This window comes from Neolewinella xylanilytica (assembly GCF_002934605.1).
Lineage (GTDB): Bacteria > Bacteroidota > Bacteroidia > Chitinophagales > Saprospiraceae > Neolewinella > Neolewinella xylanilytica.
This window is the reverse complement of sequence record NZ_PTJC01000005.1, coordinates 1,933,842-1,958,484: the sequence shown is the minus strand read 5'-3', so window position 1 is coordinate 1,958,484 and position 24,643 is coordinate 1,933,842. Positions and strand designations below refer to the sequence as shown.

The 24,643-nt window shown below is 60.4% G+C and carries 19 protein-coding genes; 11 read left to right on the top strand and 8 right to left on the bottom strand.

Annotated features, from left to right (window positions below; translation table 11 throughout):
• The first annotated feature begins 19 nt into the window (after nt 1-19).
• From CLV84_RS07600 to CLV84_RS07590, 3 genes are read left to right on the top strand one after another with little or no spacing between them, the layout of a single operon-like run.
• Nucleotides 20-1,045 (top strand): DUF2279 domain-containing protein, encoded by a 1,026-nt coding sequence (locus tag CLV84_RS07600; protein ID WP_104419114.1) that lies wholly within the window; start codon nt 20-22, stop codon nt 1,043-1,045.
• Between the two features lie 24 nt (nt 1,046-1,069).
• Nucleotides 1,070-1,972 (top strand): DNA/RNA non-specific endonuclease, encoded by a 903-nt coding sequence (locus CLV84_RS07595; protein ID WP_104419113.1) that lies wholly within the window; start codon nt 1,070-1,072, stop codon nt 1,970-1,972.
• Nucleotides 1,973-1,977: 5 nt separating this feature from the next.
• Entirely contained in the window at nt 1,978-3,537 is a 1,560-nt protein-coding gene (locus CLV84_RS07590; protein ID WP_104419112.1) for a helicase HerA-like domain-containing protein, read from the top strand.
• A 124-nt stretch (nt 3,538-3,661) separates the two neighbouring features.
• On the opposite strand, the gene CLV84_RS07585 is transcribed toward CLV84_RS07590, so the two are convergent.
• The 6 genes from CLV84_RS07585 to CLV84_RS07560 form a co-directional block, all read right to left on the bottom strand.
• On the bottom strand, nt 3,662-4,618 hold the full coding sequence (locus CLV84_RS07585) for an electron transfer flavoprotein subunit alpha/FixB family protein (RefSeq protein WP_211295201.1): 957 nt from the start codon (nt 4,616-4,618) through the stop codon (nt 3,662-3,664).
• Nucleotides 4,619-4,702: 84 nt separating this feature from the next.
• Nucleotides 4,703-5,446 (bottom strand): electron transfer flavoprotein subunit beta/FixA family protein, encoded by a 744-nt coding sequence (locus tag CLV84_RS07580; protein ID WP_104419110.1) that lies wholly within the window; start codon nt 5,444-5,446, stop codon nt 4,703-4,705.
• Between the two features lie 117 nt (nt 5,447-5,563).
• Nucleotides 5,564-6,229: a phosphatase PAP2 family protein gene (locus tag CLV84_RS07575; RefSeq protein WP_104419109.1), complete on the bottom strand. Its 666-nt coding sequence runs from the start codon at nt 6,227-6,229 to the stop codon at nt 5,564-5,566.
• 33 nt (nt 6,230-6,262) lie between these two features.
• A complete protein-coding gene (locus CLV84_RS07570; protein ID WP_104419108.1) occupies nt 6,263-7,048 on the bottom strand; it encodes a peptidase in 786 nt (261 codons plus the stop codon).
• 12 nt (nt 7,049-7,060) lie between these two features.
• Nucleotides 7,061-8,050 (bottom strand): alpha-E domain-containing protein, encoded by a 990-nt coding sequence (locus CLV84_RS07565; RefSeq protein ID WP_104419107.1) that lies wholly within the window; start codon nt 8,048-8,050, stop codon nt 7,061-7,063.
• A 187-nt stretch (nt 8,051-8,237) separates the two neighbouring features.
• Entirely contained in the window at nt 8,238-9,698 is a 1,461-nt protein-coding gene (locus CLV84_RS07560) for a circularly permuted type 2 ATP-grasp protein (protein ID WP_104419106.1), read from the bottom strand.
• Nucleotides 9,699-9,879: 181 nt separating this feature from the next.
• On the opposite strand from CLV84_RS07560, the gene CLV84_RS07555 reads away from it, so the two are divergent.
• Nucleotides 9,880-13,272 carry a transglutaminase family protein gene (locus CLV84_RS07555; protein WP_104419105.1) on the top strand — a complete coding sequence of 1,131 codons (3,393 nt, stop codon included), beginning with the start codon at nt 9,880-9,882 and terminating at the stop codon, nt 13,270-13,272.
• A gap of 127 nt (nt 13,273-13,399) precedes the next feature.
• Here CLV84_RS07555 and metG read toward each other — a convergent pair whose 3' ends face one another.
• Nucleotides 13,400-15,553, bottom strand: coding sequence for a methionine--tRNA ligase (gene metG, locus CLV84_RS07550; protein ID WP_104419104.1), 2,154 nt, complete (start codon nt 15,551-15,553; stop codon nt 13,400-13,402).
• Between the two features lie 327 nt (nt 15,554-15,880).
• On the opposite strand from metG, the gene CLV84_RS07545 reads away from it, so the two are divergent.
• Nucleotides 15,881-16,561 carry a T9SS type A sorting domain-containing protein gene (locus CLV84_RS07545; RefSeq protein WP_104419103.1) on the top strand — a complete coding sequence of 227 codons (681 nt, stop codon included), beginning with the start codon at nt 15,881-15,883 and terminating at the stop codon, nt 16,559-16,561.
• 3 nt (nt 16,562-16,564) lie between these two features.
• Here the strand turns inward: CLV84_RS07545 and CLV84_RS07540 are convergent, their stop codons facing one another.
• Entirely contained in the window at nt 16,565-17,551 is a 987-nt protein-coding gene (locus CLV84_RS07540) for a DUF4861 family protein (protein WP_104419102.1), read from the bottom strand.
• 128 nt (nt 17,552-17,679) lie between these two features.
• Here CLV84_RS07540 and CLV84_RS07535 point away from each other — a divergent pair, with 128 nt between their 5' ends.
• From CLV84_RS07535 to CLV84_RS07510, 6 genes are all read left to right on the top strand, one after another.
• On the top strand, nt 17,680-18,264 hold the full coding sequence (locus tag CLV84_RS07535; RefSeq protein ID WP_146088745.1) for a M23 family metallopeptidase: 585 nt from the start codon (nt 17,680-17,682) through the stop codon (nt 18,262-18,264).
• 117 nt (nt 18,265-18,381) lie between these two features.
• On the top strand, nt 18,382-19,212 hold the full coding sequence (kduI, locus tag CLV84_RS07530; protein ID WP_104419100.1) for a 5-dehydro-4-deoxy-D-glucuronate isomerase: 831 nt from the start codon (nt 18,382-18,384) through the stop codon (nt 19,210-19,212).
• A 36-nt stretch (nt 19,213-19,248) separates the two neighbouring features.
• A complete protein-coding gene (locus tag CLV84_RS07525) occupies nt 19,249-20,007 on the top strand; it encodes an SDR family oxidoreductase (protein WP_211295200.1) in 759 nt (252 codons plus the stop codon).
• Nucleotides 20,008-20,009: 2 nt separating this feature from the next.
• Nucleotides 20,010-20,684 carry an NrtR DNA-binding winged helix domain-containing protein gene (locus tag CLV84_RS07520; protein ID WP_104419098.1) on the top strand — a complete coding sequence of 225 codons (675 nt, stop codon included), beginning with the start codon at nt 20,010-20,012 and terminating at the stop codon, nt 20,682-20,684.
• A gap of 34 nt (nt 20,685-20,718) precedes the next feature.
• Complete coding sequence (locus CLV84_RS07515; RefSeq protein ID WP_104419097.1) at nt 20,719-21,345, top strand: hypothetical protein; 627 nt, start codon at nt 20,719-20,721, stop codon at nt 21,343-21,345.
• A gap of 97 nt (nt 21,346-21,442) precedes the next feature.
• The gene (locus CLV84_RS07510; protein ID WP_104419096.1) at nt 21,443-24,325 is read left to right on the top strand and encodes an ExeM/NucH family extracellular endonuclease; all 2,883 of its coding nucleotides are present in this window, start codon (nt 21,443-21,445) and stop codon (nt 24,323-24,325) included.
• Nucleotides 24,326-24,643 lie beyond the last annotated feature (318 nt).

Below are 24,643 nucleotides of genomic sequence, written 5' to 3'. Positions count from 1 at the left end.
AGGTGGCACGCGACCGCTAATGAAGAGACTGCTACCCTATTTACTGCTGTATGTATGCGTGACGGCCTCCGGCATCCTGGAGGCCCAGGCGAGCGCGCCCTCCCGCTTCGACTATACCGACCGCGACCCCCTGGCCGGTTACGCCAAGAAGGATAACTGGCTGACGCCCGCCGATACCTTCCACCCCGGCCGTTTCTACACCGCGGCGGGTACGGGTGCCATCGTTTACGGTGCGTTCAGCTACGGGCTGTACGACATCTGGTACAAGGACTACGCCGGTGCCAGCTTCCACACTTTCAACGACTGGCCGGAGTGGAACCAGATGGACAAGGGTGGCCACGTCTACTCCGCCTACATGTATAGCCGGCACGTTTTCGCCGGCCTGCGGTGGGCCGGACTGAAGCGACCCGCGGCCCGGTATACCACGCTCGGCGTGGCGAATTTACTCCAGGGGACCATCGAGGTCTTCGATGGCTTTAGCGACGAGTGGGGCTTCAGCTGGAGCGATATGGGCGCCAACGTTGCCGGTAGCCTGGTCTTCACCCTCCAGGACATCGCCTGGAAGGAGCAACGGATACTCATCAAAGTGAGTAACGACTTGCGGCCGCATCCGGATATCCCCATCCCTTCGGGTAATGGCGAATACACCTCTAACCTCGGTTACATCAGCCAAGTCCGTTTCGGCGACTATCCCTTCGAGCGCTACATCAAGGACTACAACGCCCTGACCTACTGGCTGTCGGTCAACCCGGCTTCATTTTTACCCAATAGCGGGCTGCCCGGGTGGCTGAACCTGGCGGTCGGCTACGGTTCGGAGAACGTTTACGGAGCCTATTACAACTCCTGGAGCGACAATGGTCACCGGTTTGCGTACCGAGAGGACCGCTACCGCCAGTATTACCTTAGTCCCGACATTTACTTCAGCCGTATCCCGACCCGCAAGCGGTGGGTACGCCTGGTGCTTGGCATACTCGATTCCTTCAAGCTTCCCGCCCCCGCGCTGGAGTACAGCAAAGGGAAATTCAGCGCCCACTGGATCATGTAAATCCGGCAGGCTACCTTGTGACCGATGGCTAAACTTCGCAGGAACCATAGCACCCGGGGCGGCGCGGCGGCCGGCACCACCCTTGTCAAGGTCACCATCTTCGCCCTCATCCTGTTCGGCCTGATCTGGGCGTTTCACGACTGGCGCAAGGGCGCCGGAGCGCAGGTGCCAGGGCCATCCCAGTACGATGCCAAGAATTGGTACCTACCGGAAGGCGGCAGCGGGCCGGTTATTCGCCACGGTGGGTTTTCCCTCCTTTACGACGAGGAATGGAAGCAGGCCGCGTGGGTAGCCTACATTCTTGACGGCGACAGCCTCGACCGACAGTGGGTCGCCCGACAGGATAACTTCCGACCCGACCCGCTGATCGATTCCCGTTCGGCTACCGACGACGATTATCGGGGCAGCGGCTACGACCGCGGCCATCTCGCCCCCTTCGCCGATTTTGCCTGGCGGGAAGATTGGGCCGACGAGACCTTTCTATTCTCCAATATCAGCCCCCAGGCCCGCCAGTTCAACCAGGGGGTATGGCGGGAATTGGAGGAGCTGATCCGGGATTGGGCCGATCGGGAGCAACGCCTGTATATCGTCACCGGTCCGGTCATGACCGAAGCACCCAAAGGGTACATCGGTCACGACAACCGCATCGCCATACCTCGGTCCTACTACAAAGTGATCCTCGACCTGGAAGCCCCGGAGCAAAAAGGCATCGGGTTCATCATTCCCAACGCGGTCAGTTTTCGTCCGCTGCCGGATTACGTGGTCACCATCGATTCCGTCGAAACGGTCACGGATATCGACTTCTTCCCGGAGCTCATGCCCCCCGACCTGGAAGCCCGGATCGAGGAAGCCGCCAACCCCGACCTTTGGCACTTCAGCAAACAGCGGTTCGACCGTCGAATCAATCTTTGGAACAACGTAAAATAGACAGCATGGCAAACGAGGCAGCATTTAAACAGGCAATGGAAGCGGGGTACACCTTCGAAGGGCCCGCCTTCGTGCTCGGTGGCGCCATGCTGGGAGATTCCGCTGAAGCGGGCACCCTGGTCCGCATTCCATTGGGTACGCTGAATCGCCACGGGCTGATCGCCGGCGCGACGGGAACCGGCAAGACCAAAACCTTACAGATCATCGCTGAGCAGCTCAGCCGGGAGGGGGTACCCAGCCTGCTGATGGACATCAAGGGCGACCTCAGCGGGATCGCCGTGGCCAGCGCCGGCCATCCGAAGATCGACGAGCGCCACGCCGCCATCGGTATTCCTTATACCGCAAGTGGCAGCCCGGTGGAATTACTGAGCCTGAGCGACGAACCGGGTGCCCGACTGCGGGCCACCGTACTGGAATTCGGACCGGTCCTGTTTTCAAAGATGTTGGACCTGAACGATACGCAGTCCGGCATCATCGCCCTCACCTATAAATACGCGGAGGATAACGAATTGCCCTTACTCGACCTGAAGGATCTCCGGAAAGTATTACAGTACGTTACCAACGAAGGCAAGGAGGAAGTCGAAAAGGAGTACGGGCACATCTCCTCCGCTTCGGTGGGGGCCATCATGCGCCGCATCGTGGAACTGGAAGGCCAGGGTGCCGACGATTTCTTCGGGGAGCGGAGCTTCGAGGTCGCGGACCTGACCCGACTCGACGAACGCGGCCGGGGCGTCGTATCGATCGTGCGGCTGACCGATATGCAGGACCGGCCCAAACTCTTCTCTACCTTCATGCTCCAGCTGCTGGCCGAAATCTATGCCACCTTTCCCGAGGAGGGTGATCTGGATCGCCCGAAGCTGGCCGTGTTCATCGATGAAGCCCATCTGGTTTTTGACGAAGCCACCGATGCGCTACTCGACCAGCTGGAAGCCATCGTCAAACTGATCCGCTCGAAGGGGGTGGGCCTCTTTTTCGTCACCCAAAACCCCGCGGACATTCCCGCCGCTGTGCTAAGTCAGCTGGGCCTGAAAGTGCAACACGCCCTACGCGCCTTTACGGCGAAGGACCGCAAGGCTATCAAGCTGGCCAGTGAGAACTACCCGCTCACCGAATTTTACGATACCGACCAAACCCTCACCGAGCTCGGTACCGGGGAAGCTTTCGTCACCGCACTGGATCGCAAAGGCCGCCCCACCCCGCTGGTCCGGACCCTGCTCCGGGCCCCCGAAAGCCGAATGGACGTGCTGACGAAGGAGGAAATCCGGAAACTGGTGGATGCTTCCTCACTGGTGCGGAAATACAACGAGACCCTGGACCGGGAGAGCGCCTACGAAATCCTGGAGAAGAAGCTCGCGCGCGCGAAGGAAGCCGAACACCGGGAAGCCATGCAGGATCAACGGGAAAAAGCATCCCGGACTACTTCTACCCGCCAGGGACGGCCAACCAGACAAAAATCGATGCTGGAAGAAGTAATGGACAGCACGCTGGCGCGCCAGGTCAGCCGGACGGTGGCCCGCGAGGTGACGCGGGGGATACTGGGGGTACTAGGATTGCGGCGGCGGTGATCGTCCGTGGTCTGCCGAACGCAGCAAAGCGGAGTTCGTCCACCCACGCGTCGACAGCATTCCAACCCACCCCTGGGTAGACCAGCAGCTATCGCTCGGCGGGCCAGGGGCCCCAACGAGCAGCCTACCCCTTAAACTTCTTCACCGCCTCCGTAAGCCGGGGCAGCACTTCGAAGAGGTCACCTACGACGCCGTAATCCGCCGCTTTGAAGAAAGGTGCTTCGGGGTCCTTGTTGATGACGACAATCGTTTTCGAGTTATTCACCCCGGCCAGGTGCTGGATCGCGCCGCTGATACCGGCCGCGATGTATAGGTTCGGGCGGATGGCTACGCCGGTTTGTCCGACGTGCTCGTGGTGGGGACGCCAGTCGCTGTCGGCTACCGGGCGACTACAGGCCGTAGTGGCACCCAGCGCTTCGGCGAGGTCGGTGATGACGTCCCAATGCTCGGGGCCCTTGACGCCACGGCCGCCGCTCACGACGAGCTCGGCTTCGGGCAGCGGCACCCTACCGGTAGCCACTTGGTGTTTTACGACCTTGGTCTTCGCTGCGGGCAGGTCGATCGCAAGATCGGTAACGGTAGCTTCGCCACCCGTTTCTTCCACCCGGATGGAGTTGCCGGCCAGACTGATCACTTTGACGTCGGTGAGCAACTGCACGTCGGCGAAGGCCTTCCCGGAAAACACGGGCTTGGTCACGGTGAAGTAACCATCCTTCATCATCGGCACCGCGTTCGCTCCGGCTACGGAACCGGCTTCGAGGCGAGCAGCCAGCCGCCCCGTAATGTTCTTCCCGGTACTGTTGTGGGGAAGAATAATGACGGTAGCCCCCAGTTTTTTAGCCGCATCGGCAATGGCGACGGTGTAGACCGCGGCGTCGAAGGCTTCCAGTTGGGGAGAAATAACCCGGTGAACGGTGCCGGCACCGTAGGCACCGAGGGCTTCGGCACCTGGCGTGTCGCCCAGAACGAGAGCATGACATTCGACGCCTAATACGTCCGCCGTTTTCCTGGCGTAATTAACGAGTTCGTGGGCTACTTTTTTAAAGGCTCCGTTGGTTGGCTCGGCGTATACTAAGACCATGATGATGCTATTTTGGGGGCGGCGCTTGATCGGTATGGCACCGCATTATTTTGTTGGTGATTGAATGGCGATAGGTACTGCTGGCTAAATAACCTTGGCCTCCTCGTGCAGCAACCGCACCAATTCGTCCATATTTTCGGGGTCGATCAGTTTGACGCTACCCTTTTCCTCCGGTTTGGTGTACCCGGCAATGCGGGTAGTGTCCGGGTAGTCGACGGCAGCTACCACTTCCAGTGGCTTGCGTTTGGCCATCATGATGCCCCGCATGTTGGGAATACGTTGCTCGGCCAGTCCCTTAGCGGCGCTCAAAGCAATGGGCGTGGCGACTTCGATCACTTCTTCTCCGCCTTCGATATCCCGGGTGACGGTAGCACTTCCCCCTTCCATTTCCAGGGCGATCGCGTCGCCTATGTATGGCAGATCGAGAAATTCGGCGACCATGGCACCTACCTCGGAGGCGTTGTAGGAGATGGTTTCCTTGCCGAAGAAGATAATGTCATAGTCTTTACCGCGGGCGTACTCGGCTATCTGCCGGGCCGTGAATAGGCTGTCTTTTTCGTCGGTGACGTCGATCCGTACGGCATCGTCCGCGCCGATGGCCAGGCCCTTGCGGATGATGGAATCGTTATCCGCCGGGCCCACGTTCAGGATGGTCACCGTGCCGCCAGCCGACTCTTTGAGCTCCAGCGCGCGCACGAGGGCGTACCACTCGTCGTAGGGGTTCATGATATACTGCACCCCGGTGGTGTCGATGTTCTTCCCATCGGCGGTGAGCTGAATCTTGGTCGTGGTTTCCGGCGTCTTGCTGACGCAGACTAGCAATTTCATGTAGATCGTTTAAGCGCAAATATAAAGGCACCGGACGCCCAAAAGTGCGACCAGCGAATTTTCGCAAGTGCAACGGCGCGGGAATGCGGATAGTTTACCGAAAAGCGCTTCCGCCCCTTACCAATTCGCCTTACGGTGTATGCGTACCATGGCACCTGCGATCCCGCCGCCCAAAACTATCCCGGCTAGCGCATCCGTTGGCCAATGCTTCCCCGCCCGCACCCGGAGATACCCCGTGAGGCCCGCCACGCCCACGGCCAGCCAACGTCCGTATCGTGCCAGCGGCCGGTCATATGCCCCCAGGAGGGCGGCAAAAAGTACGGCCCCGGCGCTAGCGTTGGCCGTATGCCCCGAAAGAAAGGCCGCCCGATCCTTGCGGGTGAGGATCCGGTCGGGCATCCAGTCGGCGTTATAAATGTACGGGCGGGGGCGGTTCGCCGTGTTTTTAACCAGGCTGCTCAGGGCAAAGGTCAGCAACATCGTCTCGAACCAAATCAGCAGGATTGCCGGGTAATGCTTGCGGGTAACCGGATCGAAACTCAGTAAGAGCGGCAAGGTCGGGCCGCCGTACAGGCCGAAGTCCGCCAGATCGCCGGCACGTTCGTTCTTAACGGTGTAGCCCAGGCGGTCAATCGGATTGATCTCGTGCCCCTGGTATTTCCCGGAGTACGGTGAATACACCGGTTCGACGTCGTGCCGGTCCGCCCAAACCGCCGCGGCCAAAAAACCCGCACCCGCGAGCAGCAATACAATTTCACGTTCGGCGCGGAGTTGGAATGGCATGAATACGGAAGATAGTAAGCCCCGGTAGCGAACTTAGTGGTGTTGCTGTTGCTGCTGTACCTGGATCTGGCGGACGCGGTTGTCTTCCCCCTGCTTTTCGACCCTGGTCACCAGGTCGTCGATCCAGTCGTCCGGAATTTCGTGGATCACGTCCCGCAGTTTACTGCCCCACATGCTGGCCAGGTGACCGGTATCCTTTTCGTCGAAGCGGGTCTCGTGCATGAAGCCGGTGTCCTTGTGGTAGATCACCATATCGATGGGATAGCCCACGTCGTTGGCGCTCACCCGCGTACTGTCGAAGCTGAGGAAGCCGCACTTGATGGCGAAGTTGAGGGGAGAATCGTAGGTGAGGGTCCGGTTCAGGATGGGTTTGCCGTAGCCCGAATTCCCGATGATGGTGAAAGGAGTAGCCTCGCCGATCTCGATCCAGTTGCCTTCCGGGTAGAGGAGGTAGAGCTTATGGTCCTTGTCGCTTTCCAGCTGGCCGCCGACGATGGTGAAGAGGTTGAACGACAAACCGGAGGCCGCCAGGCTGGCCTTGTCTTCCTCGGCCACGCGGCGCAGCTGCTCGCCGAAGGCGTTGACGGCCTTGTACATCTTGTCGAAGTGGATCGACTCGTTCTCGAGCACTTCCTCGAAGTAGGTGACGGCTTTATCCCGAACCGAGCGCAGCCCGCTGGTCATAAGGAAGATGTTGTTCTTTCCCTGTTTGTGGATGGAGATCTTTTTCGCCGAGGTGGTCTCGTTCCCCGAAGTGATCCGGGTGTCGGCAATGGCCACCAGGCCTTTCTTTACGCGGATGCCCAGACAGTAGGTCATGTAAGTTGGAGTTTAGCGCTGATGCTGTGATTGCGACTGCGTGGAAGTCGGTGTACTAACCGCATTAAAGTACCTGCGTTCGATGTCGTCGTGCAGAGCGTAGACTTCCGCGAGTGCTGAGTTGAGGGTTTCGATGGGGTTGTCGCTAATGACGTCGTAGTCAAGGTAACGGAAGTAAGCGTAAAGCTTGCCGGCGCGGTACTGTACCGGCTCCCGGACGTCTTCTCCTCCGTTGAGGCGCGCCAGCAATCCGAGCACGCGCTCCAGATTGTAGGTAATGGAGCGCGAAAATTGCGGGTGGCCGATCAGGAATTCGAGGGTGGTCCGCCGTGTCTGCCGGCGCTGGTAGGCCCGGCGGTGCATGTCGAAGCCCTCGACCACCTTAAGCAAAATGGTTTGCTGGTACAGCTTGAGCACCTTGTTCTCGTTCGGCCCGCCGGAGTCGGAAATGACATCGGCATCGTGGAGTTTGCTGTTGACGATCCGGATGACCTGCGCTACCCGCTCCAGGTGAATGCCCAGCTTGACGAACACCCAGGCCTGGTCGTGCAACAGCGTATCGTGGATGCGGGAGCGAATGATGGCGCACTGCCGCCCGACTTCGGTGGTGTATTCGTAGAGTCCGCGGACTGCAAAATCTTGGGGGTTCGTCCGGTCGCTGTACAGGTAAAAGGAGTTGATCGCCTCCCACAGCTCCGTGGAGATGACGTGGCGTACGCTGCCCGCGTTCTCGCGGGCCATTTTGACGGTGGACCGAATGCTGGTCCGAACCGAATAATCCATGCCCACCCGTTGCAGTACCTCCGACTCGACCAGCTTGCTCCCCTCCTCGAACTCGGAGCCGTACATGGTCAGGATCGACTTCAGAACGAAATCCTTACTCTGGTTCATCGGCGCGTCGAGCATCGAGAAATACTGCACGCGCAGGTAACGCGCCAGGTGCTCGGACCGCTCGATGTAGCGGCCGGTCCAGTAAAGAGTAGAAGCGATTCTGGCTAACATGCCGGGTTGATTAGTGGGTGAAGGACTGAATTAGTGAAGGACTGAAGTAGTGAATGGCGCGGGCCCGGCCAAAGCTGGTAAGTTAGGTATGTCCTTTCCGATACACATTCCACCGGCGTTCAGGTACCAAAGCAGGGTCCGCATATTCACTAATTCAACCATTCACCCATTCACTAATTAAAGGATTCTAGCAAATCACCCAGGTATCCTTCGATCCTCCGCCCTGGCTGCTGTTGACGATCAGGCTGCCCTCCTTGAGCGCCACCCGGGTGAGCCCGCCCTTGAGGATGCGGGTTTTATCGGCCCCCAGCAGGGTAAAGGTGCGCAAGTCGATGTGGCGGGGTTCGAAGCGGTTCTGCTCCTCGATGTACGTGGAGTGGGTGCTGAGCATGATCTTCGGTTGGGCAATGAAGTTGCGGGGGTCGGCCGTGACTTTAGCGGCGAGTTCCTGGAGTTCGGCCTTGCTCAGCCGGTCGCAGATCATCACGCCGTATCCGCCGGACATATCGACCGGTTTGACGACCAATTCCTTGAGGTGCTCCAACGTGTACTTCAGATCCTCGGGCCGGCCGCAGATGTAGGTCGGTACGTTGCTGATGATGGGGTCTTCCTTCAGGTAAAACTTGATCATATCCGGAACGTAGGCGCAGATGGCCTTATCGTCGGCGATGCCGGTGCCGGGGGCGTTCACGATCGCGACCCTGCCCTTCGCATAGGCCCGCATCAGGCCGGCGACCCCCAGAATGGAATCCTTTCGGAAGGCCTCCGGGTCGAGGAAGGCATCGTCGATACGGCGGTAAATGACGTCCACCCGCTTGCGCCCCTCGATGGTTTTGAGGTAAACGGTATCGTCGTCCACGTAAAGGTCCGGGCCTTCCACGAGGTCGCAATCCATGAGGCGGGCCAGCAGGCTGTGCTCGTAGTAAGCGGAATTGAAGGGACCGGGAGTGAGCACCACGCAGCGCGGACTATCCTCCCGTACCGGAGCGACGGAATGGAGGGTACGCAGCAGCATGGCCGGATACTCGTTCACGGCCTCCACCGGTACGTGGCGAAACATACCGTAGAGGGTGCGGCGCATGGCTTCCCGGTTGCTCAGCACGTAGCTGACGCCGGAGGGGCTGCGCAGGTTATCTTCCAGCACGTAGAAATCGCCGTCGGTATGCCGCACCAGGTCCGTTCCGCAAACGTGGGTGTAGATATCGGCCGGCGGCCGGAAGTCTTCCATCGCCTTCACGTAGTGGCTGCTGCTCTTGACCAGCTCCGCCGGGACGACCTTTTCCCGCAGGATGGCGGCCTTGCCGTAAACGTCGCCCAGGAACAGGTTCAGGGCGCGGTTGCGCTGCTCGAGCCCCCGCTCCAGCATACTCCATTCTTTGTTGTCGATAATGCGGGGAAAGAGGTCGAAGGGGAAGATCTTTTCCCTCCCGCCACCTTCTTCGGAATAGACGGCGTAGGTGATGCCCTGATTAAGGAAAGATAGCTTGGCGCTTTCGTTGAGCCGTTGGAAGTCGCCGGCGTGCAATTCGTTGAATACTTCCTGAATCCCCGGATAGTTTGGGTAGGCGTGCGTAAAGGAGGTGAACACCTCGTCGAGCGTACCGTCCGGAACGGTGTAGCCCGCAAAGAGTCCGGTCGGCTGGCTCATGGGAGACCTGGTTTAATGGGGATTCAAAGGCGCGCAAGTACGGATCGCGGGAAGTGCGAGGCTGTACTTACCCCAACAAAGTACGAACATCGCTGATATATGGTATACCTTGTACTCCCGGATTCCGGCTTTCCCCCTCCGTGAACCAGGACTTCCTACTTCCCAGCAAACCAGCCGCCCCATGCCCATTCGCGTTGCTCTCCGACACCGAACCCACTACGATTACGACCGTGCGGTGAAGTTATCCCCCCAGGTCATCCGGCTGCGGCCCGCTCCCCACGCGCGTACGCCCATCCAGGCCTACAGCCTGAAAATTTCTCCAGAAAATCACTTCATCAACTGGCAGCAGGACCCCTTTGGCAACTACCTGGCGCGGGTGGTATTCCCGGAAAAAACCGACCACCTGCACATCGACGTCGAGGTAATCGCGGACATGGTCACTTTCAACCCCTTCGATTTTTTTCTCGAGGAATACGCGGAGACCGTCCCCTTTACGTACGACGAGCAACTGAAAAAAGAACTCACTCCCTACCTCGAGCTCAGTGAATCCGGGCCGTTGCTCGACCGGTGGATCCAGGAATTTGGGGGCGCCGGAGCGCAGGAACCGGTGCAAACCGTAACCTGGTTAGTAGGGCTCAACCAACAACTGGCACGCGACATCCACTACAACGTCCGCATGGAACCCGGCGTGCAGACCTGCGAAACCACCCTCGGGCAAGCCAATGGCTCCTGCCGGGATTCGGCCTGGCTGCTGGTACAAATTTTACGGCGCTTCGGCCTCGCCGCCCGCTTCGTTTCCGGTTACCTGGTGCAGCTGACCCCGGACGAGAAAGTACTGGACGGGCCGAACGGGCCGGACGAAGACTTCACCGATCTTCACGCCTGGGCGGAAGTTTACCTCCCCGGGGCCGGCTGGGTAGGGTTGGACGCCACCAGCGGCCTGTTCGCCGGGGAGGGGCACATCCCCCTGGCGGCCACCCCCGACCCCGCCAGCGCGGCTCCCCTGAGCGGATTCAGCGACCCGGCCGAGGTCACTTTCGATTTTGCCAACGTCGTGGAGCGGGTGCACGAAACGCCCCGGGTCACCAAGCCATACTCCGAAGCGGAATGGGAAAAGATCCTGGCACTGGGCGACCGGGTGGACGATGCCCTGGAACAGGGGGACGTCCGCCTGACCATGGGGGGCGAACCGACCTTCGTTTCCGACCGCGACATGGAATCGGAGCAGTGGAACGAGGCCGCCGACGGCGCCGATAAGCGCAAGCTTGCCTACCAACTTACCGCCAAACTGAAGCAGCATTTCGCGCCCAGGGGATTCATTCACCAGGGCCAGGGTAAATGGTACCCGGGCGAACCGATTCCCCGGTGGCAGTACGCGATCTACTGGCGGACCGACGGTGCGCCGCTCTGGAAGGATGACGCCCTGCTGGCCGACCCTACCGAGGATTACCAGGCGAAGGCCACCACCGCCGACCGTTTCGGCCGCACCCTGGCCCGGAAGCTGGACCTGGCTCCGGAAAACTGCCAGCCGGCCTACGAAGACAACTTTTATTTCCTCTGGGAGACGGGCAATCTGCCGGTCAACATCGACCCCCGCCGGGTGGACCCGGCCGACAAACTCGAGCGCCAAACCCTACAGCAACTGCTGGAAATTGGCATGGAAAAACCCCGTGGCTACGTCCTTCCCCTGACCTTCGACCACAACGAAGGGCAGTGGAAGAGCTGCCCCTGGGAAATGAAACGCGGTCACATCTTTCTTTTGCCCGGTAACTCCGGAATGGGCTTTCGGCTTCCCCTTGACCGGCTACCCCACCGGGTGGCGGAACAGCAACCGGCGGAACTACCGGCCAGCCCCCAGGAAACCCTCCCCGCCCTACCCGATTACGGCGCATCGCCGGAGCCCCTCGCTCCCGGCATCACCCGCCAGACTCCCCCCGTAGCGGCAGCGGTAAATGGATCTAAAAACGGATTCGAGCCGGAGTACCGAATGGAGACGATCCGCACGGCCCTCTGCCTGGAGCCCCGGGAAGGACGACTGCACGTCTTCCTGCCGCCCCTGGAAAGCGCGGAGAGCTTCACGGCCCTGCTCACCGCCGTCGAGCGCACGGCCGGCGAGGAGGGCATTCCGGTCGTCATCGAAGGGTATCAGCCGCCTTCGGACGCCCGGCTTACGAAACTCGTGGTGGCTCCGGATCCCGGCGTCGTGGAAATCAACGTCCACCCCGCCACCGCCTGGCGGGAGATCGTTGGCAACTATACTACCCTCTTCGACCTGGCGAAGGAAAGCCAGTTGGGCACCAATAAATTCATGCTCGACGGCCGCCACACCGGCACCGGCGGGGGCAATCACATCACCCTGGGCGGCACTACCCCCGCCGACAGCCCCCTTCTCCGCCGGCCCGATCTGCTGCGGAGCTTCGTCAATTTCTGGCAGAATCATCCCGGCCTTAGCTACCTCTTCAGTTCGGCGTTCATCGGCCCGACGAGCCAGGCACCGCGAGTGGACGAGGGGCGGCCGGACATGCTCTACGAACTGGAAATCGCCTTTTCCCAGCTCGATCGCCACAAAAATCCTACCCCCTGGATCGTGGACCGGCTGTTCCGGAACCTGCTGATCGACGTCACGGGGAATACCCACCGGGCTGAATTTTGCATTGACAAATTGTACAGTCCCGACAGCGCTTCCGGCCGGCTCGGCATCCTGGAGATGCGCGGCTTCGATATGCCGCCCCACCGGGATATGTGCCTAACGCAGCTACTGCTTATCCGGGCACTAACCGCTGCCTTCTGGGCGAAGCCCTACCGCCGCCCGCTGATCCGCTGGGGTACGGCGCTGCACGATAAATTTTTGCTCCACCACTTCGTTCGGGAAGATCTGCGGGAAGTATGCGATTACCTGCGCGAAGCCGGCTTCGCCTTCGAGCTGGAATGGCTGGAACCCTTCTTCGAATTCCGCTTCCCGGTCTTGGGGCAGATCAAGCAGGGTGACATGCAGCTGGAACTCCGCAGCGCCATCGAACCCTGGCACGTGCTCGGGGAGGAACTGGGTAGCATGGGTACGGCCCGGTACGTCGATTCGTCGGTGGAGCGGTTGCAAGTCCGCGTCACCAACCTGAACCCCGACCGCTACAGCATCCTCTGCAACCGCACGGAGATCCCCCTGTCGGCTACCGGGAAAGAAGGGGAGTACGTGGCCGGGATCCGCTACAAGGCCTGGAATCCGCCCTCTGCCCTTCACCCCACGGTTAAGCCGGACGTACCCCTCGTCTTCGACGTCTACGACAATTGGAACGAGCGCAGCATCGGCGGGTGCACTTACCACGTTACCCACCCCGGCGGCCGGAGCTACGATACCTTTCCGGTCAATACGCTCGAGGCGGAAAGTCGCCGCGTGAATCGTTTCTGGGAGCACAACCATACCCCCCGGCAAACGGAGCAGGTGGTGGAGCAGGCTGCCGCGACCACCGCCTCCCGTTACGTCAACGACAACTACCAACCACCAAAAAGTATCGAGATCAAACGGGTGCCGCCGAAGAAAGAGTTCGGGCGTACGCTGGATCTGCGGTGGGTGTAGCGCCTCCTAATCCGCCGGGCGCCACGTCTGCCCAGGAGACTGGGTTGTAGTCATTTTAGGATGCCTTTTCCTCCACCACCCGTGGGCGGACGAACTTTCCTACCGCTGCGCTCGGCAGACCACGGGCTCACCGCACCGTCCACCCGTTGCCGAAGCCGGCGGGCGGGGCGACGAACTGCAACTTTTCGTCGGCGTCCTCGGCCATGAGGATCATGGCCTCGCTCAGCACGCCGGCCATTTTACGGGGCGCGAGATTGGTCACCACCACTACCGGCTGCCCGATCAGGGTAGCCGGGTCGAAATGTTTGGCGATCCCACTAACGACGCTGCGGCGCTCCCCCCCCAGGTCGATGGTGAGGTGCAGCAGCTTGTTGGATTTCTTGACGGCCTCGGCCGATACGATGGTGGCGGTGCGCAGATCCAGTTTCGTAAAGTCGTCAAAGGATACCTCGGCTTTCTCGGCGGGTCGTTCGAGGGGTTGGGGAGTGGCCGGCGGGGCAGTAAGGGTGGTCGCGCCATCCCGACGCTCCAGGGCGGCGGTGAGCTTGTCCCGCTGCCGTTGGATCAGGTTTTGGAGCGTATCGTCCTTGCGATCGACAATCTTCGGAAAGAGTACTCCGGCCGTTCCGATGAGGTGGCCCGGTTCGAGCAGCGGCTTACCGGCTTCCAGCAAGTCGCGGGTTTTGGCCCAGTCGCCGTTATCGGCCACTTCCTGCTTAAGTACGGTGCGTAGTTTGGCACTGACCAGTGGCACGAAGGGATGCGCCAGCAGGGCCAGGGCGGCAGCGATCTGGTTGCAGTTAAACAGGATAGTGCCGATGCGCGGATCCTCGGGGTCGAGCTTGGCCAGCGACCAGGGAGCGGCATCCTGGAGGTAGGTATTCCCGTAGGAGGCGAGCTCGACAAAAGCCGACGCGGCATCCTTAAACCGGAAGGCTTCGATGTGGCTACCAATGGAGGCGGTGGCTTCCCGGATTTTGCTTTGCACCTGCGCACCGGCGCCCGCTTCCGCCAGCGCGGGCACGGCCCCGTCGAAGAACTTGTGGGTCAGTACGGTCACGCGGTTGAAGAAATTACCCAGCTTGTCGGCCAGGTCTTTATCGTAGTACTCGGTGAAGCCGTCCCAGGTAAAATCGGCGTCCGATTGCTCGGGCAGATTACGGATAAGCGCCCAGCGCAAGGCGTCTTCCCCGTTCGGGAAAGCATCGAATTCCTCGATGTACTCGTGGAGCTCGATGCCCCAGCCGCGCGACTTGCTGAACTTGTCGCCCTCGAAGTTGAGGAACTGGTTGGCGGGCACGTTCTTAGGCAGTACGTAGTCGCCGTGGGCGCGCAGCATGGCCGGGAAGATCAGGCAGTGGAAGACAATGTTGTCCTTGCCGATGAAGTGGACCAGCTCGGTGTCCGGGTTTTGCCAGTAGTCCTTCCAGTCGCGACCGTTCTCGAGGCACCACTGCTTGGTGCTGCTGATGTAGCCGATGGGGGCGTCGAACCAGACGTAGAGCACTTTGCCCTCCGCGTCGGGATGGGGAACGCTGATGCCCCAGTCGAGGTCGCGGGTGATGGCGCGCGGCTGCAGCCCCTCGTTGAGCCAGCTCATGCACTGACCGATAACGTGCTTTTTCCACTGCCGCGGATCGTGCTGCGGTTCGCCGTCGATGGTACCTTCCTGGATCCAGGTACGGAGGAACTCCTCGTGACGGGCCAGGTCGAAGTACCAGTGCTTGGTTTCCCGCAGAATGGGTTTGGCGCCGCTCAGCACCGATACCGGGTCGATGAGCTCGGTGGGCGACAGGTCGCTGCCGCAGTTTTCGCACTGATCTCCGTAGGCCTCCGCGAAACCGCACTTGGGGCAGATTCCCTTGATGTAGCGGTCGGCCAGAAACTGCCCGAACTCGGGGTCGTAGTACTGCTCCGTGGAACGGATGATGAACTCACCGCCCTTCTGATCCAACTTTCGGAAGAAATCCTGGCTGGTTTCGTGGTGTAGCGGCTCACTGGTGCGGTGGTAGTAGTCGAAGCTGATACCCAGGGCGGCGAAGCTGTGTTTATTTAGCTCGTGGTACTTATCGATGATCTGCTTCGGGTCGATGCCTTCCTTTTTGGCGCGGAGGGTGATCGCCGCACCGTGTTCGTCGCTGCCACATACCCATAGGACATCCTTACCCATCAGCCGCAGGTAGCGGGCGTAGATGTCGGCGGGCAGGTAGGCACCGGCCAGGTGCCCCAGGTGTAACGGACCGTTGGCGTAGGGAAGGGCGGAAGTAAGCAGATGCGGCATGGGATCGTGTAAAATGGTGACTAAGCAGGCCGGGGAAGCTGGCCTGCAGGGGGAAACAAAGGTAGCCCGGCGCTTTTTTAACAGATTCTCAAATAAAATTATCGCCGTTTATCGGTGACAAAGCTCTATTTATAGGTTACGAATAGGCTAAAAAGGTATAAAGTCAACCTGACAATTCTGTTTTTTCGAAAACGCCACGCTAAGATACTCCTCCCTCCGGCGGTCCGTTTTATAGACAGCCGCACGGAAGTGATGAGCCGTTGCGACCCTTTTTTGCCGGATTGTTCCGGGTATTTTTTGATAGAACACTTTACAAACACATTTCGAATGCGAGAATTTTACTTTCTCTTGCTTGTCGCCATTTTTGGCGGCCAAGCCCACGCTCGGGTATTCACCCTCGATGCTTCCACCGTTACCCCGTACGCTACGCCTTTCTTCCAAACGGCCGGGCCGCAACCAGGCTCCGGTAACCTGGTCCCCCCCGTTGCGCTCTCCAATTGGATCGCCCGCCATGATGGCAAATCCATCGAGCTGCGGTGGACGACCCACGAAGAGGAAGACCACGCCTACTTCGTGGTGGAGCACTCCGCGGACGGTGCGTCCTTCGAGCCATTGATCGTGATCACGGAGCCACAGACGAGCTACGAAGGACTGCTGCGGGAATACTTCTATGTGCATCAGTATCCTGCTGTCGGCACCAATTATTACCGCCTGGCCCAGTACGATGTTGACGGAACGCTCACCCACTATGACATCCGCTCGGTACAAGTAGCCAAACCCGACGCCGCGCTCGTACATCCAAATCCGGTGAAGCCCGGACAAACCCTTGGCCTGGTGAGCCCGGAAGGGGTGCACGAAGCAACCCTCTATAACCTGGAGGGGACGGTCGTCGCCAATTATCGTGACGATATGGATTCGATCTCCGAGCTAACGTTGCCCGCCAATATCGCCAGCGGTACGTACGTGTTGAAAGCGGGGAACCAATCCCACCGGGTAGTGGTCCAGTAGCGGCTAGTAAATAGCTTCCACGAAGGCCGACTGCTCCCCGAAGGCCGGGTTGCCCGGCTCCCACCCGGCAGTAAAGCGGTACGTAGTGGGTTCGCCGTTCTCCAACTGCAGCCGCACGTAATAAGTGGAGGCCACCGGCGTGGCATCGGGTGCCAACTCCCCGTGGCCGAGTACCTGCGAAGCATCGGCGGTGACCGCCATGCCTAAGGTATGGTCGAGTTCGGCCTGCGGACCGTACGTATACATTACGAAACGATCGCCGCGGTCCTCGGTGTACAGGGTATCGATGTGGAGGTTGACAATTCCGGTGAGGAGTTCCTCATCGCCCTGGAGTCCAGTGAGGGTGACGGAGGATTCGTAGCCCCAGGTACCGGGCTCGATGCTGATCTCCCAGTCGAGATCCAGCGTCCGGCCAGCCACCTCCCAACCGTTGTAGTCGAGCAGGAAGCGGGATCCGTCCGGGCCTTCCTCGAGTTTGCGGTAGTGCTCTTCGGCGACGTCGCCGAGGCGGTAAATACTGTCGCCGATCATCAGGGCGATGCTGCCCGCCCCGAGGGAGGTACCGACTTTCAGCACATCCATGCCCCAGTCGGCCATCTCGTGGTAATTCTGCTGGGCGCCCAACTCGCGGCGGTTGCCGATGCTATCGAGGATCATTTCCCGGCTATGCTTGCCGAAAATATCGATTCCGTTCCGCTCGTCGAAGTAGAGGCGGAAGCCCACGTTTTCGTTTTCCCAGGCCGGCCCCTCCATTTGGTACACGAAGGGTATCTCCTGACCGAGATGGTCGGGGTCACGAGTGACTTCCTCCATTTCTACCCAGGCGTCGCCGTCGGCGCGGGCCATCCGGATGTTGGTATTCGGTTCGGCTGGTGGCGTATCGGTCGCGGACGAACCCGAATCGTCGGTGGGGGAAGGCCCGCAGGCGACCAGCAACAAGGTTGGCAGGAATAAAAGTAGGTAGGGGAAGGAATGCATTCGTCCGGGCATGGCAAGTTGATTTAGGAGAAAAGGTACGGTGGGTGGGAGAATTTCGATCCGCCGCCAAACTTCGGGGAGCCGGCCTTAACTAACTTTTGGGAGGCCTTCCCCGTTTGCGAAAGGAAACGCTCACCGCTATGCTGACGAAAATGCTCGTGCTGGAAGCCGTGGTTATTTGCGGCTTGCTGGCTTTCTTCGTCCACCGCCAGCTACCGGCTACGGAACTCACCGTAGGCGATCGGACCTTCGTGATCAAGGAGGAGCCCATCGTGGCGACGGAAGGGACCGTCCCCCTGCCCGATGATGGCGACACGCCGGGCGGGCTGACCTTCCCGGTGGCCGGTTTCGGCACCGCGGCCGTGATCAGCGTCTTCGGCGACCGCCGGGGCAGCCAACGGTTACACGAAGGCATCGACATCAAGGCCCCGAAGGGCACGCCGGTGGTGGCCGTCACGGACGGTTTCGTGGAACGCATCAACTCCGGCGGAAGCGGCGGCCGGCAATTGTATTTGCGGGACGTGCGGGGCCGCCTTTATTATTACGCCCACCTCGACGAATGGCGGAAAGGCGAATTTGACGCCGTAAGCGCGGGAGATACGCTGGCCACCGTCGGGGATACCGGTAACGCCCAAGGAACGACCCCCCACCTGCACTTCGAAGTGCTGGTCGGAAAAAGAAAAAGCCCGGTAGATCCGCTTCGGTACTGGTCGTTGACCGAATAAGTAGCCGCGGAAATAGGTCGATCGGCGGGTAATCAGCGCCTCAGTTGCCGAACCGTACGGCGGGGCTGGACGTATACAAAGTATTCCGTGTACATTTGACACACTAAATTATTTCCCATGCAATCCCGTTACGGCGTCCGCCCCGATCACTTCACCCGAATGAACACCCAGGAACTGCGCGATGAGTTTCTCGCTTCCGGGCTCATGCAGGAAGGACAGGTCAATCTCGTTCATTCCCACTACGACCGTTTCATCTTTGGCGGTGCCGTGCCTACCTCCGGTTCGCTCCAACTGGAGAACGACGCCGATCTGCGGGCCGACTTCTTCCTGCAGCGTCGCGAGCTTGGCGTACTGAACCTGGGTGGCAAGGGAACGATCACCGTCGACGGGACGGCCTACGAGATGAACCGCTTCGATTGCCTCTACGTAGGTCGCGGATCCAAAAGCGTCACCTTCGCCAGTGCCGACGGCGGCAGCCCGGCCCGTTTCTACCTGAACAGCGCCCCGGCCCACAAGGAGTACCCGACTACCAGAAACACCCAGGACCAGGCCAACCGGGTCGACCTCGGCGACGACGAACACGCCAATAAGCGGGTACTCTACCAGTACATTCACGAGAACGGCATCCCGAGTTGCCAGCTGGTCATGGGCTTCACCGAGCTCCTCAGCGGGAACATTTGGAACACCTTCCCCCCCCACACCCACGAACGCCGGATGGAGGTGTACCTCTACTTCGACGTACCCGGCGACGAGTTGGTGATGCACTTCATGGGCAAACCGGACGAAACCCGTCACCTGGCCGTCCGCAACTTCGAGGCCGTGATCTCCCCGCCCTGGTCCATCCACAGCGGTGCCGGTACCGCCAACTACCGCTTCGTGTGGGGGATGGCCGGTGAGAACCAGGCATTCAGCGACATGGACGCCGCCACGCTCGGCGACATCCGCTAACTACATCCGCCTTTTCTCCACTCCGCAATTTTCCCCATGAATCTATTCGATCTTTCCGGCAAGCTCGCCGTAGTTACCGGTTGCAAACGCGGTATCGGTTACGCCATGGCCCTCGGACTGGCCGAAGCCGGTGCCGACATCATCGGCGTATCCGCCAGCCTGGGCCCTGACTCCGCCATTGAAAAAGCGGTCAGGGCCGCCGGGCGGAAGTTTACCGCCTACCGCTGTGATTTCTCTAATCGCGACCGCCTCTATGCTTTCGTCAAGTCCGTCAAGGAAGCCCACGGCACCCCCGACATCCTGGTGAACAACGCCGGAACCATTCTGCGGGAACCCGCCGCCCAGCACTCGGATGAATACTGGGACAAGGTGATCGAGGTCAACCAGACCGCCCAGTTCATTCTCTCCCGGGAGTTCGGTCGCGACATGATCGAGCGGGGCAGCGGCAAGATCATCTTTACCGCTTCCTTACTGACCTTCCAGGGGGGGATCACCGTTCCGGGCTACGCCGCGTCCAAGGGGGCTATCGGCCAGTTGACCATGGCTCTGTCTAACGAGTGGGCCGGAAAGGGCGTGCAGGTCAACGCCATCGCACCCGGGTATATCCGCACCGACAATACCCAGGCCCTGCAGGACAACGAGGAACGGTCCACTTCCATCCTGGCGCGTATCCCGGCTAACCGCTGGGGGACGCCGGAGGACTTCGTGGGGCCGACCGTCTTCCTGGCGAGCGAAGCCTCGAGCTACGTCAACGGGACCATCCTCGTAGTCGACGGTGGTTGGATGGGTCGCTAGGCATGCGGGTTACACCGACATCGAATGCGGCGGCTCATACGGCGGACTGCGTCATCTTCGGATTCGCCGATAAAGAACTGCGGGTGTTGCTGGTCCGCCGCGCTGTGGAGCCCTTCGCCGATGAATGGGTGCTTCCCGGCGGGGCAATGGGCAGCGATGAAACCCTGGAGGCCACCGCCCGGCGGGTACTGCTGGATATGGTGGGCGTAAAAAATATTTTCCTGCAGCAGGTAGCCACCTACAGCGAGCCCGACCGCCACCCCGTCCGGCGGGTAGTGACCACCTCGTATTACGCCCTAGTCAAGCCACACCAACACACCCCGGTAGCGCGGGGACACGCCAGTGATGCGTCGTGGCATCCGGTGGCTAACGTACCGCCCCTCGGTTTCGACCACCACCGGATCCTGGTGGATGCCCACGACCGGCTCACATGGCACCTGCGCACCCGTCCGCTTGCTTTCGATTTACTGCCCGAACGGTTTACACTGACCGAGGCGCAGCGGCTGTACGAAGACATCATCGGGGAGCCCCTGGACAAACGGAATTTCCGTCGGAAGATTCAGAATTATGATTTTCTCGTGGAGACGAAGGAAAAGCGGTCGGGCGTTAAGGGAGGACCTTTGCTATACCGTATCGACCGCGAGCGCTTCTCCGCGGCGTTGTCGTACCCGCGATAGCCCTCCTTCCTTTACCTCACCTTCACACTTGAAAATGAAGTTTACCGCTACCCTGCTTTTGCTATTCGTGCTCGTTTTTACCTCCTGCGGCCCCAAAGTTTACGAGGCACCGAACATGGCAGCGACGACGAGCCGGCACCAGATCATCGCCATCCTGCCGCCAAGTGTGGCGATTAAAGGACGCCCCAAGGACGATCCCGCCCAGCTGGAAGCGGCCGCCCGCGAAGATACCTATACCTTTCAGCGCGAGATATACAGCTGGATGCTGCGCCGGAAGCAGCAGGGTAAAATCCGCCGGCTGGAAATAATGGATCCCGAAACCACCAACGCCAAACTGGAACGGGCCGGGTATACGCTCGACAGTCGGGAACTTACCCCGGCCGAAATCGCCGCCGCCCTGCAGGTGGATGGCATCCTGATTACCCGCTTTAATACCAGCAAGCCCATGAGCCAGGGGGCCGCCATCGCCGTCGGCGTCCTGCTCGGCGCCTGGGGCACCACCAACAGCACCACGGTGAATATGGATCTGCACGACGCCCAGGAAGGAATGGTGTGGAATTACGACTGGGAAGCGAACGGTACCGTATTCAATTCACCAGAGAATCTCGTGGAAACGCTGATGCGCAACGCCAGTAAGCGGATGCCGTACACGATCAATTAGGAACCGGATTAATTTACCGTGATTTAATCCGCCGGCTGCCGGCCGGACGCCAACGGCTGGGTATATTAGCGCCTTCCCTGACCAATATCCCCGTGCCGTGCGCTTCTCTACCCTACTCCTGTTTCTCCTGCTTTGGTGCCAAGTCAATGCCCAGGATCGCGTAATCATTACCGGTCTCCTGGACGGCACCCTCAGCGGAGCGACGCCACGAGCCCTTGAACTATACGTAGAGGGGACCGTCGACCTCTCCGGATACCGCATCCAGCGTTTCGCTAATGGCGGCACCGACCCTACCGACATTGCCCTGACTGGGACCTTCACCGATGCTTTCGTCTACGTGGTCAACGGGACGGAGAACTTCACCGCCGCCTTTGGCGACCAGGGCGACTTCGCCAACGTGATCGCCAGCGGCGCGGTGACCGGAACCGGCAACGACGCCTTCGCGCTGGTGGCCGGCAGTACGGTGGTGGACGTGGTCGGTGGACCGATCGGTGGGCCGGAGGCCGATATTTACCAGGATAGCTACCTCTACCGCAAGCGCGGTACGTCGGCCACGGGTAGCTGGACGGCAGCCGACTGGGACATCCCCGGCAACGACCTCCTCGACGGCCTGGATGCCGCCCAAATCGGCGCCCTCGTTCCCTTCGGCACCTACGCTCCCGGCGAACCCCGGCCGACGATTACGATCTCCGGAGAGCCACTGAACGAATCGCAAACGGAGACCTATGAAGGCTTCTCGGTGGAACTATCCGAAGCGCCGGCCTCCGAACTTACCGTAGCTTACGAGCTATACGGCACCGCCACTGAGGGTACTGACTACCAGCGGGAAAGCGTGTCGGATACGCTCCGCTTTCCCACCGGCGAACGCTTTCAGCGCGTGCTGTTTCTCGCCATTGACGATGCCCTGATCGAGGGAACCGAAACCATCGGTTTACGGATCACCTACCTGTCCGACAGCTCCTATCTCGCCGGTCCGGGTACTACCCTCGACCTGATTGACGACGACCTCGGAACCGACCCCATCGGCATCCACCTCGTGCAGGGTGACGGCGCTGCCTCGCCGCTGGTGGGCAACGTGGTCACCGTGGATGCGATCGTGACCGCCGACTTCACCGCCGGACTCGACGGCTTTTACCTCCAGGAGGAAGATGCGGATACCGACAACGACCCGATGACCTCCGAGGGCATTTTCGTGTACGCTCCCGATGCGGAGGTGATGGTTGGCGACCGGGTGACGTTGACCGCGGAGGTAGAAGAGTTTTTCGGGCAAACGCAGTTGGATGGCGCGGACGCAGGTGCAACGTTAGTCATCAACGGGAATGCTTTCCCGGTGCCCGCCCCTACCGTATTGATGCTCCCCACTCCGGATTCCCTGCTGGAAAGCCTGGAGGGCATGCTCGTCCAGCCACAGGATCTGGTCATCACCAACCTGAACGGCCTGGACCGCTTCGGGGAAGTGGAGGTGACCTCCGGAGAACGGCTGGTTCAATTTACGGAATGCAACGATCCCGATCCACAGGCCCTGAATGCCTACCTCGACAGCCTGGAACGGGACGTCATCGTGCTGGACGACGCCCGCAGTGGCACGAATGCACAGCCCATCCTGTTGCCCGATGGCAGCGTGCTTGCCGGCGATAATTCGCTCCGTGCCGGTCAAACCATTGCCGGACTTACCGGCGTACTCGGCTACGGTTTCAACCGCTACCGCATCCAGCCCACCGACCGGACCGCCGTGACGCTAACCGGGAACGAGCGACCGGTCACGGCACCGGAACAGACGGGAGAAGTGCGGGTGGTGAGCGCCAACGTACTGAACTACTTCACGACCCTGGGTAGCCGGGGGGCGGATACCGAAACGGAACTGCGCCGCCAGGAAGCCAAAATCGTCGCCGCCCTGAATGCCATGGACGCGGACGTGGTGGGCCTGATCGAGATTGAAAACAACGACTTCGTAGCCTTGCGGCGACTGGTGGATACCCTAAACTCCGTGAGCGACCGCGGGTATACCTACGTGGAATCTCCGAACACCGGCGACGACGAAATCATGGTGGCCTTGATCTACGATACGCTACGCATCGCCGAAGCGGGGACGGCGGCCACCCTTGCCACGCCGGAGAGCCTCTTCGTTGGGCCGGGATCCAACCGGGTGCCGCTCGCCCAGACCTTCCGGGTAATCGATACTACGGATGGCAACCCCGGCGGGGTCTTTACCGTCTGCGTCAACCACTTCAAGAGCAAGGGCAGCGGCTGCGGGGAAGGTGACGACGATGACGGAGGGGCCGGCAACTGCAACGGTACCCGCACGGCCGCGGCCGAAGCACTCGCCGACTGGCTGGCTACCAACCCGACCGGCGTAGCGGATACCGGGGTACTGATCATCGGCGACCTGAACAGCTACCGGATGGAAGACCCGATCGACGTACTGCTGGACGCGGGCTACGTGAACACCAAAACCCTGACGGACGCCGGCTTCCCCTGCGCCGGCGGCCCGCCCTCCTACGTTTTCGGTGGATTCTGGGGCAGCCTCGATTACGCCCTCGCCAGTGCGTCCTTGACCACTTTCGTTACCATGGCTACGGCCTGGACCGTGAACGCTCCCGAGCCGGAGATACTGGATTACAACCAGGAAGGTGCCGGTGATTCCCTCTACGCCCCCGACTTTTACCGCTTCAGCGATCACGATCCAATTATCGTAGACCTGGATTTCAGCCCCATCATCGACGGGGTCGGCTACGGGGCTACGGAGAACTCGACGATTCGCCTGGAACGTCGCGACGCCACTACCTACACCCTCACGGGACTGAACGGCCGGGCCGCTTATTTCCTAACGAACCTGAGCGGACAAGTCCTCGCCACCGGAACGGTAACCCGCGGCGAAGCGAACGCGATCACTACCGCCGGATTACACACCGGCATCTATTTTCTGACGGTGCGGGAAGCCGGTAAGGGGCCGGTGACCTTCAAGATCCTCACGCCCTAATCTTCCGTCAACTTAGCGATGGAGCCTTTCCGCCAAGAGTTGCCCCTGGCTCGCTTTACATGCAAGGCTAACCACCTCACTAATCAATAGCCTATCCCCTTGTTCGGGCGCTGGGGTTCGACTGCGTTGCAGTCGATGGCGTTTTACCTCCACCTACCCGGAGTTGTACTCCGGGCAATTTGGGTTGGGCCGCGCTGCGGTCCTGAATAGCTTGTAACCTTGTTAAGGATTGAGGTCCGTAATATTGGACTTGTTGAGCGGCGAGGCACGAGCGGTAAACCCTGCCCGCCCTGTGGTCCCCTACTTTTGGGTCGCAAC

Coding starts and splice junctions, on each gene's coding strand:
- CLV84_RS07600 (WP_104419114.1), top strand. CDS start 20: ATGAAGAGACTGCTACCCTATTTACTGCTGTATGTATGCGTGACGGCC.
- CLV84_RS07595 (WP_104419113.1), top strand. CDS start 1,070: ATGGCTAAACTTCGCAGGAACCATAGCACCCGGGGCGGCGCGGCGGCC.
- CLV84_RS07590 (WP_104419112.1), top strand. CDS start 1,978: ATGGCAAACGAGGCAGCATTTAAACAGGCAATGGAAGCGGGGTACACC.
- CLV84_RS07585 (WP_211295201.1), bottom strand. CDS start 4,618: ATGGTCTTAGTATACGCCGAGCCAACCAACGGAGCCTTTAAAAAAGTA.
- CLV84_RS07580 (WP_104419110.1), bottom strand. CDS start 5,446: ATGAAATTGCTAGTCTGCGTCAGCAAGACGCCGGAAACCACGACCAAG.
- CLV84_RS07575 (WP_104419109.1), bottom strand. CDS start 6,229: ATGCCATTCCAACTCCGCGCCGAACGTGAAATTGTATTGCTGCTCGCG.
- CLV84_RS07570 (WP_104419108.1), bottom strand. CDS start 7,048: ATGACCTACTGTCTGGGCATCCGCGTAAAGAAAGGCCTGGTGGCCATT.
- CLV84_RS07565 (WP_104419107.1), bottom strand. CDS start 8,050: ATGTTAGCCAGAATCGCTTCTACTCTTTACTGGACCGGCCGCTACATC.
- CLV84_RS07560 (WP_104419106.1), bottom strand. CDS start 9,698: ATGAGCCAGCCGACCGGACTCTTTGCGGGCTACACCGTTCCGGACGGT.
- CLV84_RS07555 (WP_104419105.1), top strand. CDS start 9,880: ATGCCCATTCGCGTTGCTCTCCGACACCGAACCCACTACGATTACGAC.
- metG (WP_104419104.1), bottom strand. CDS start 15,553: ATGCCGCATCTGCTTACTTCCGCCCTTCCCTACGCCAACGGTCCGTTA.
- CLV84_RS07545 (WP_104419103.1), top strand. CDS start 15,881: ATGCGAGAATTTTACTTTCTCTTGCTTGTCGCCATTTTTGGCGGCCAA.
- CLV84_RS07540 (WP_104419102.1), bottom strand. CDS start 17,551: ATGCCCGGACGAATGCATTCCTTCCCCTACCTACTTTTATTCCTGCCA.
- CLV84_RS07535 (WP_146088745.1), top strand. CDS start 17,680: ATGCTGACGAAAATGCTCGTGCTGGAAGCCGTGGTTATTTGCGGCTTG.
- kduI (WP_104419100.1), top strand. CDS start 18,382: ATGCAATCCCGTTACGGCGTCCGCCCCGATCACTTCACCCGAATGAAC.
- CLV84_RS07525 (WP_211295200.1), top strand. CDS start 19,249: ATGAATCTATTCGATCTTTCCGGCAAGCTCGCCGTAGTTACCGGTTGC.
- CLV84_RS07520 (WP_104419098.1), top strand. CDS start 20,010: ATGCGGGTTACACCGACATCGAATGCGGCGGCTCATACGGCGGACTGC.
- CLV84_RS07515 (WP_104419097.1), top strand. CDS start 20,719: ATGAAGTTTACCGCTACCCTGCTTTTGCTATTCGTGCTCGTTTTTACC.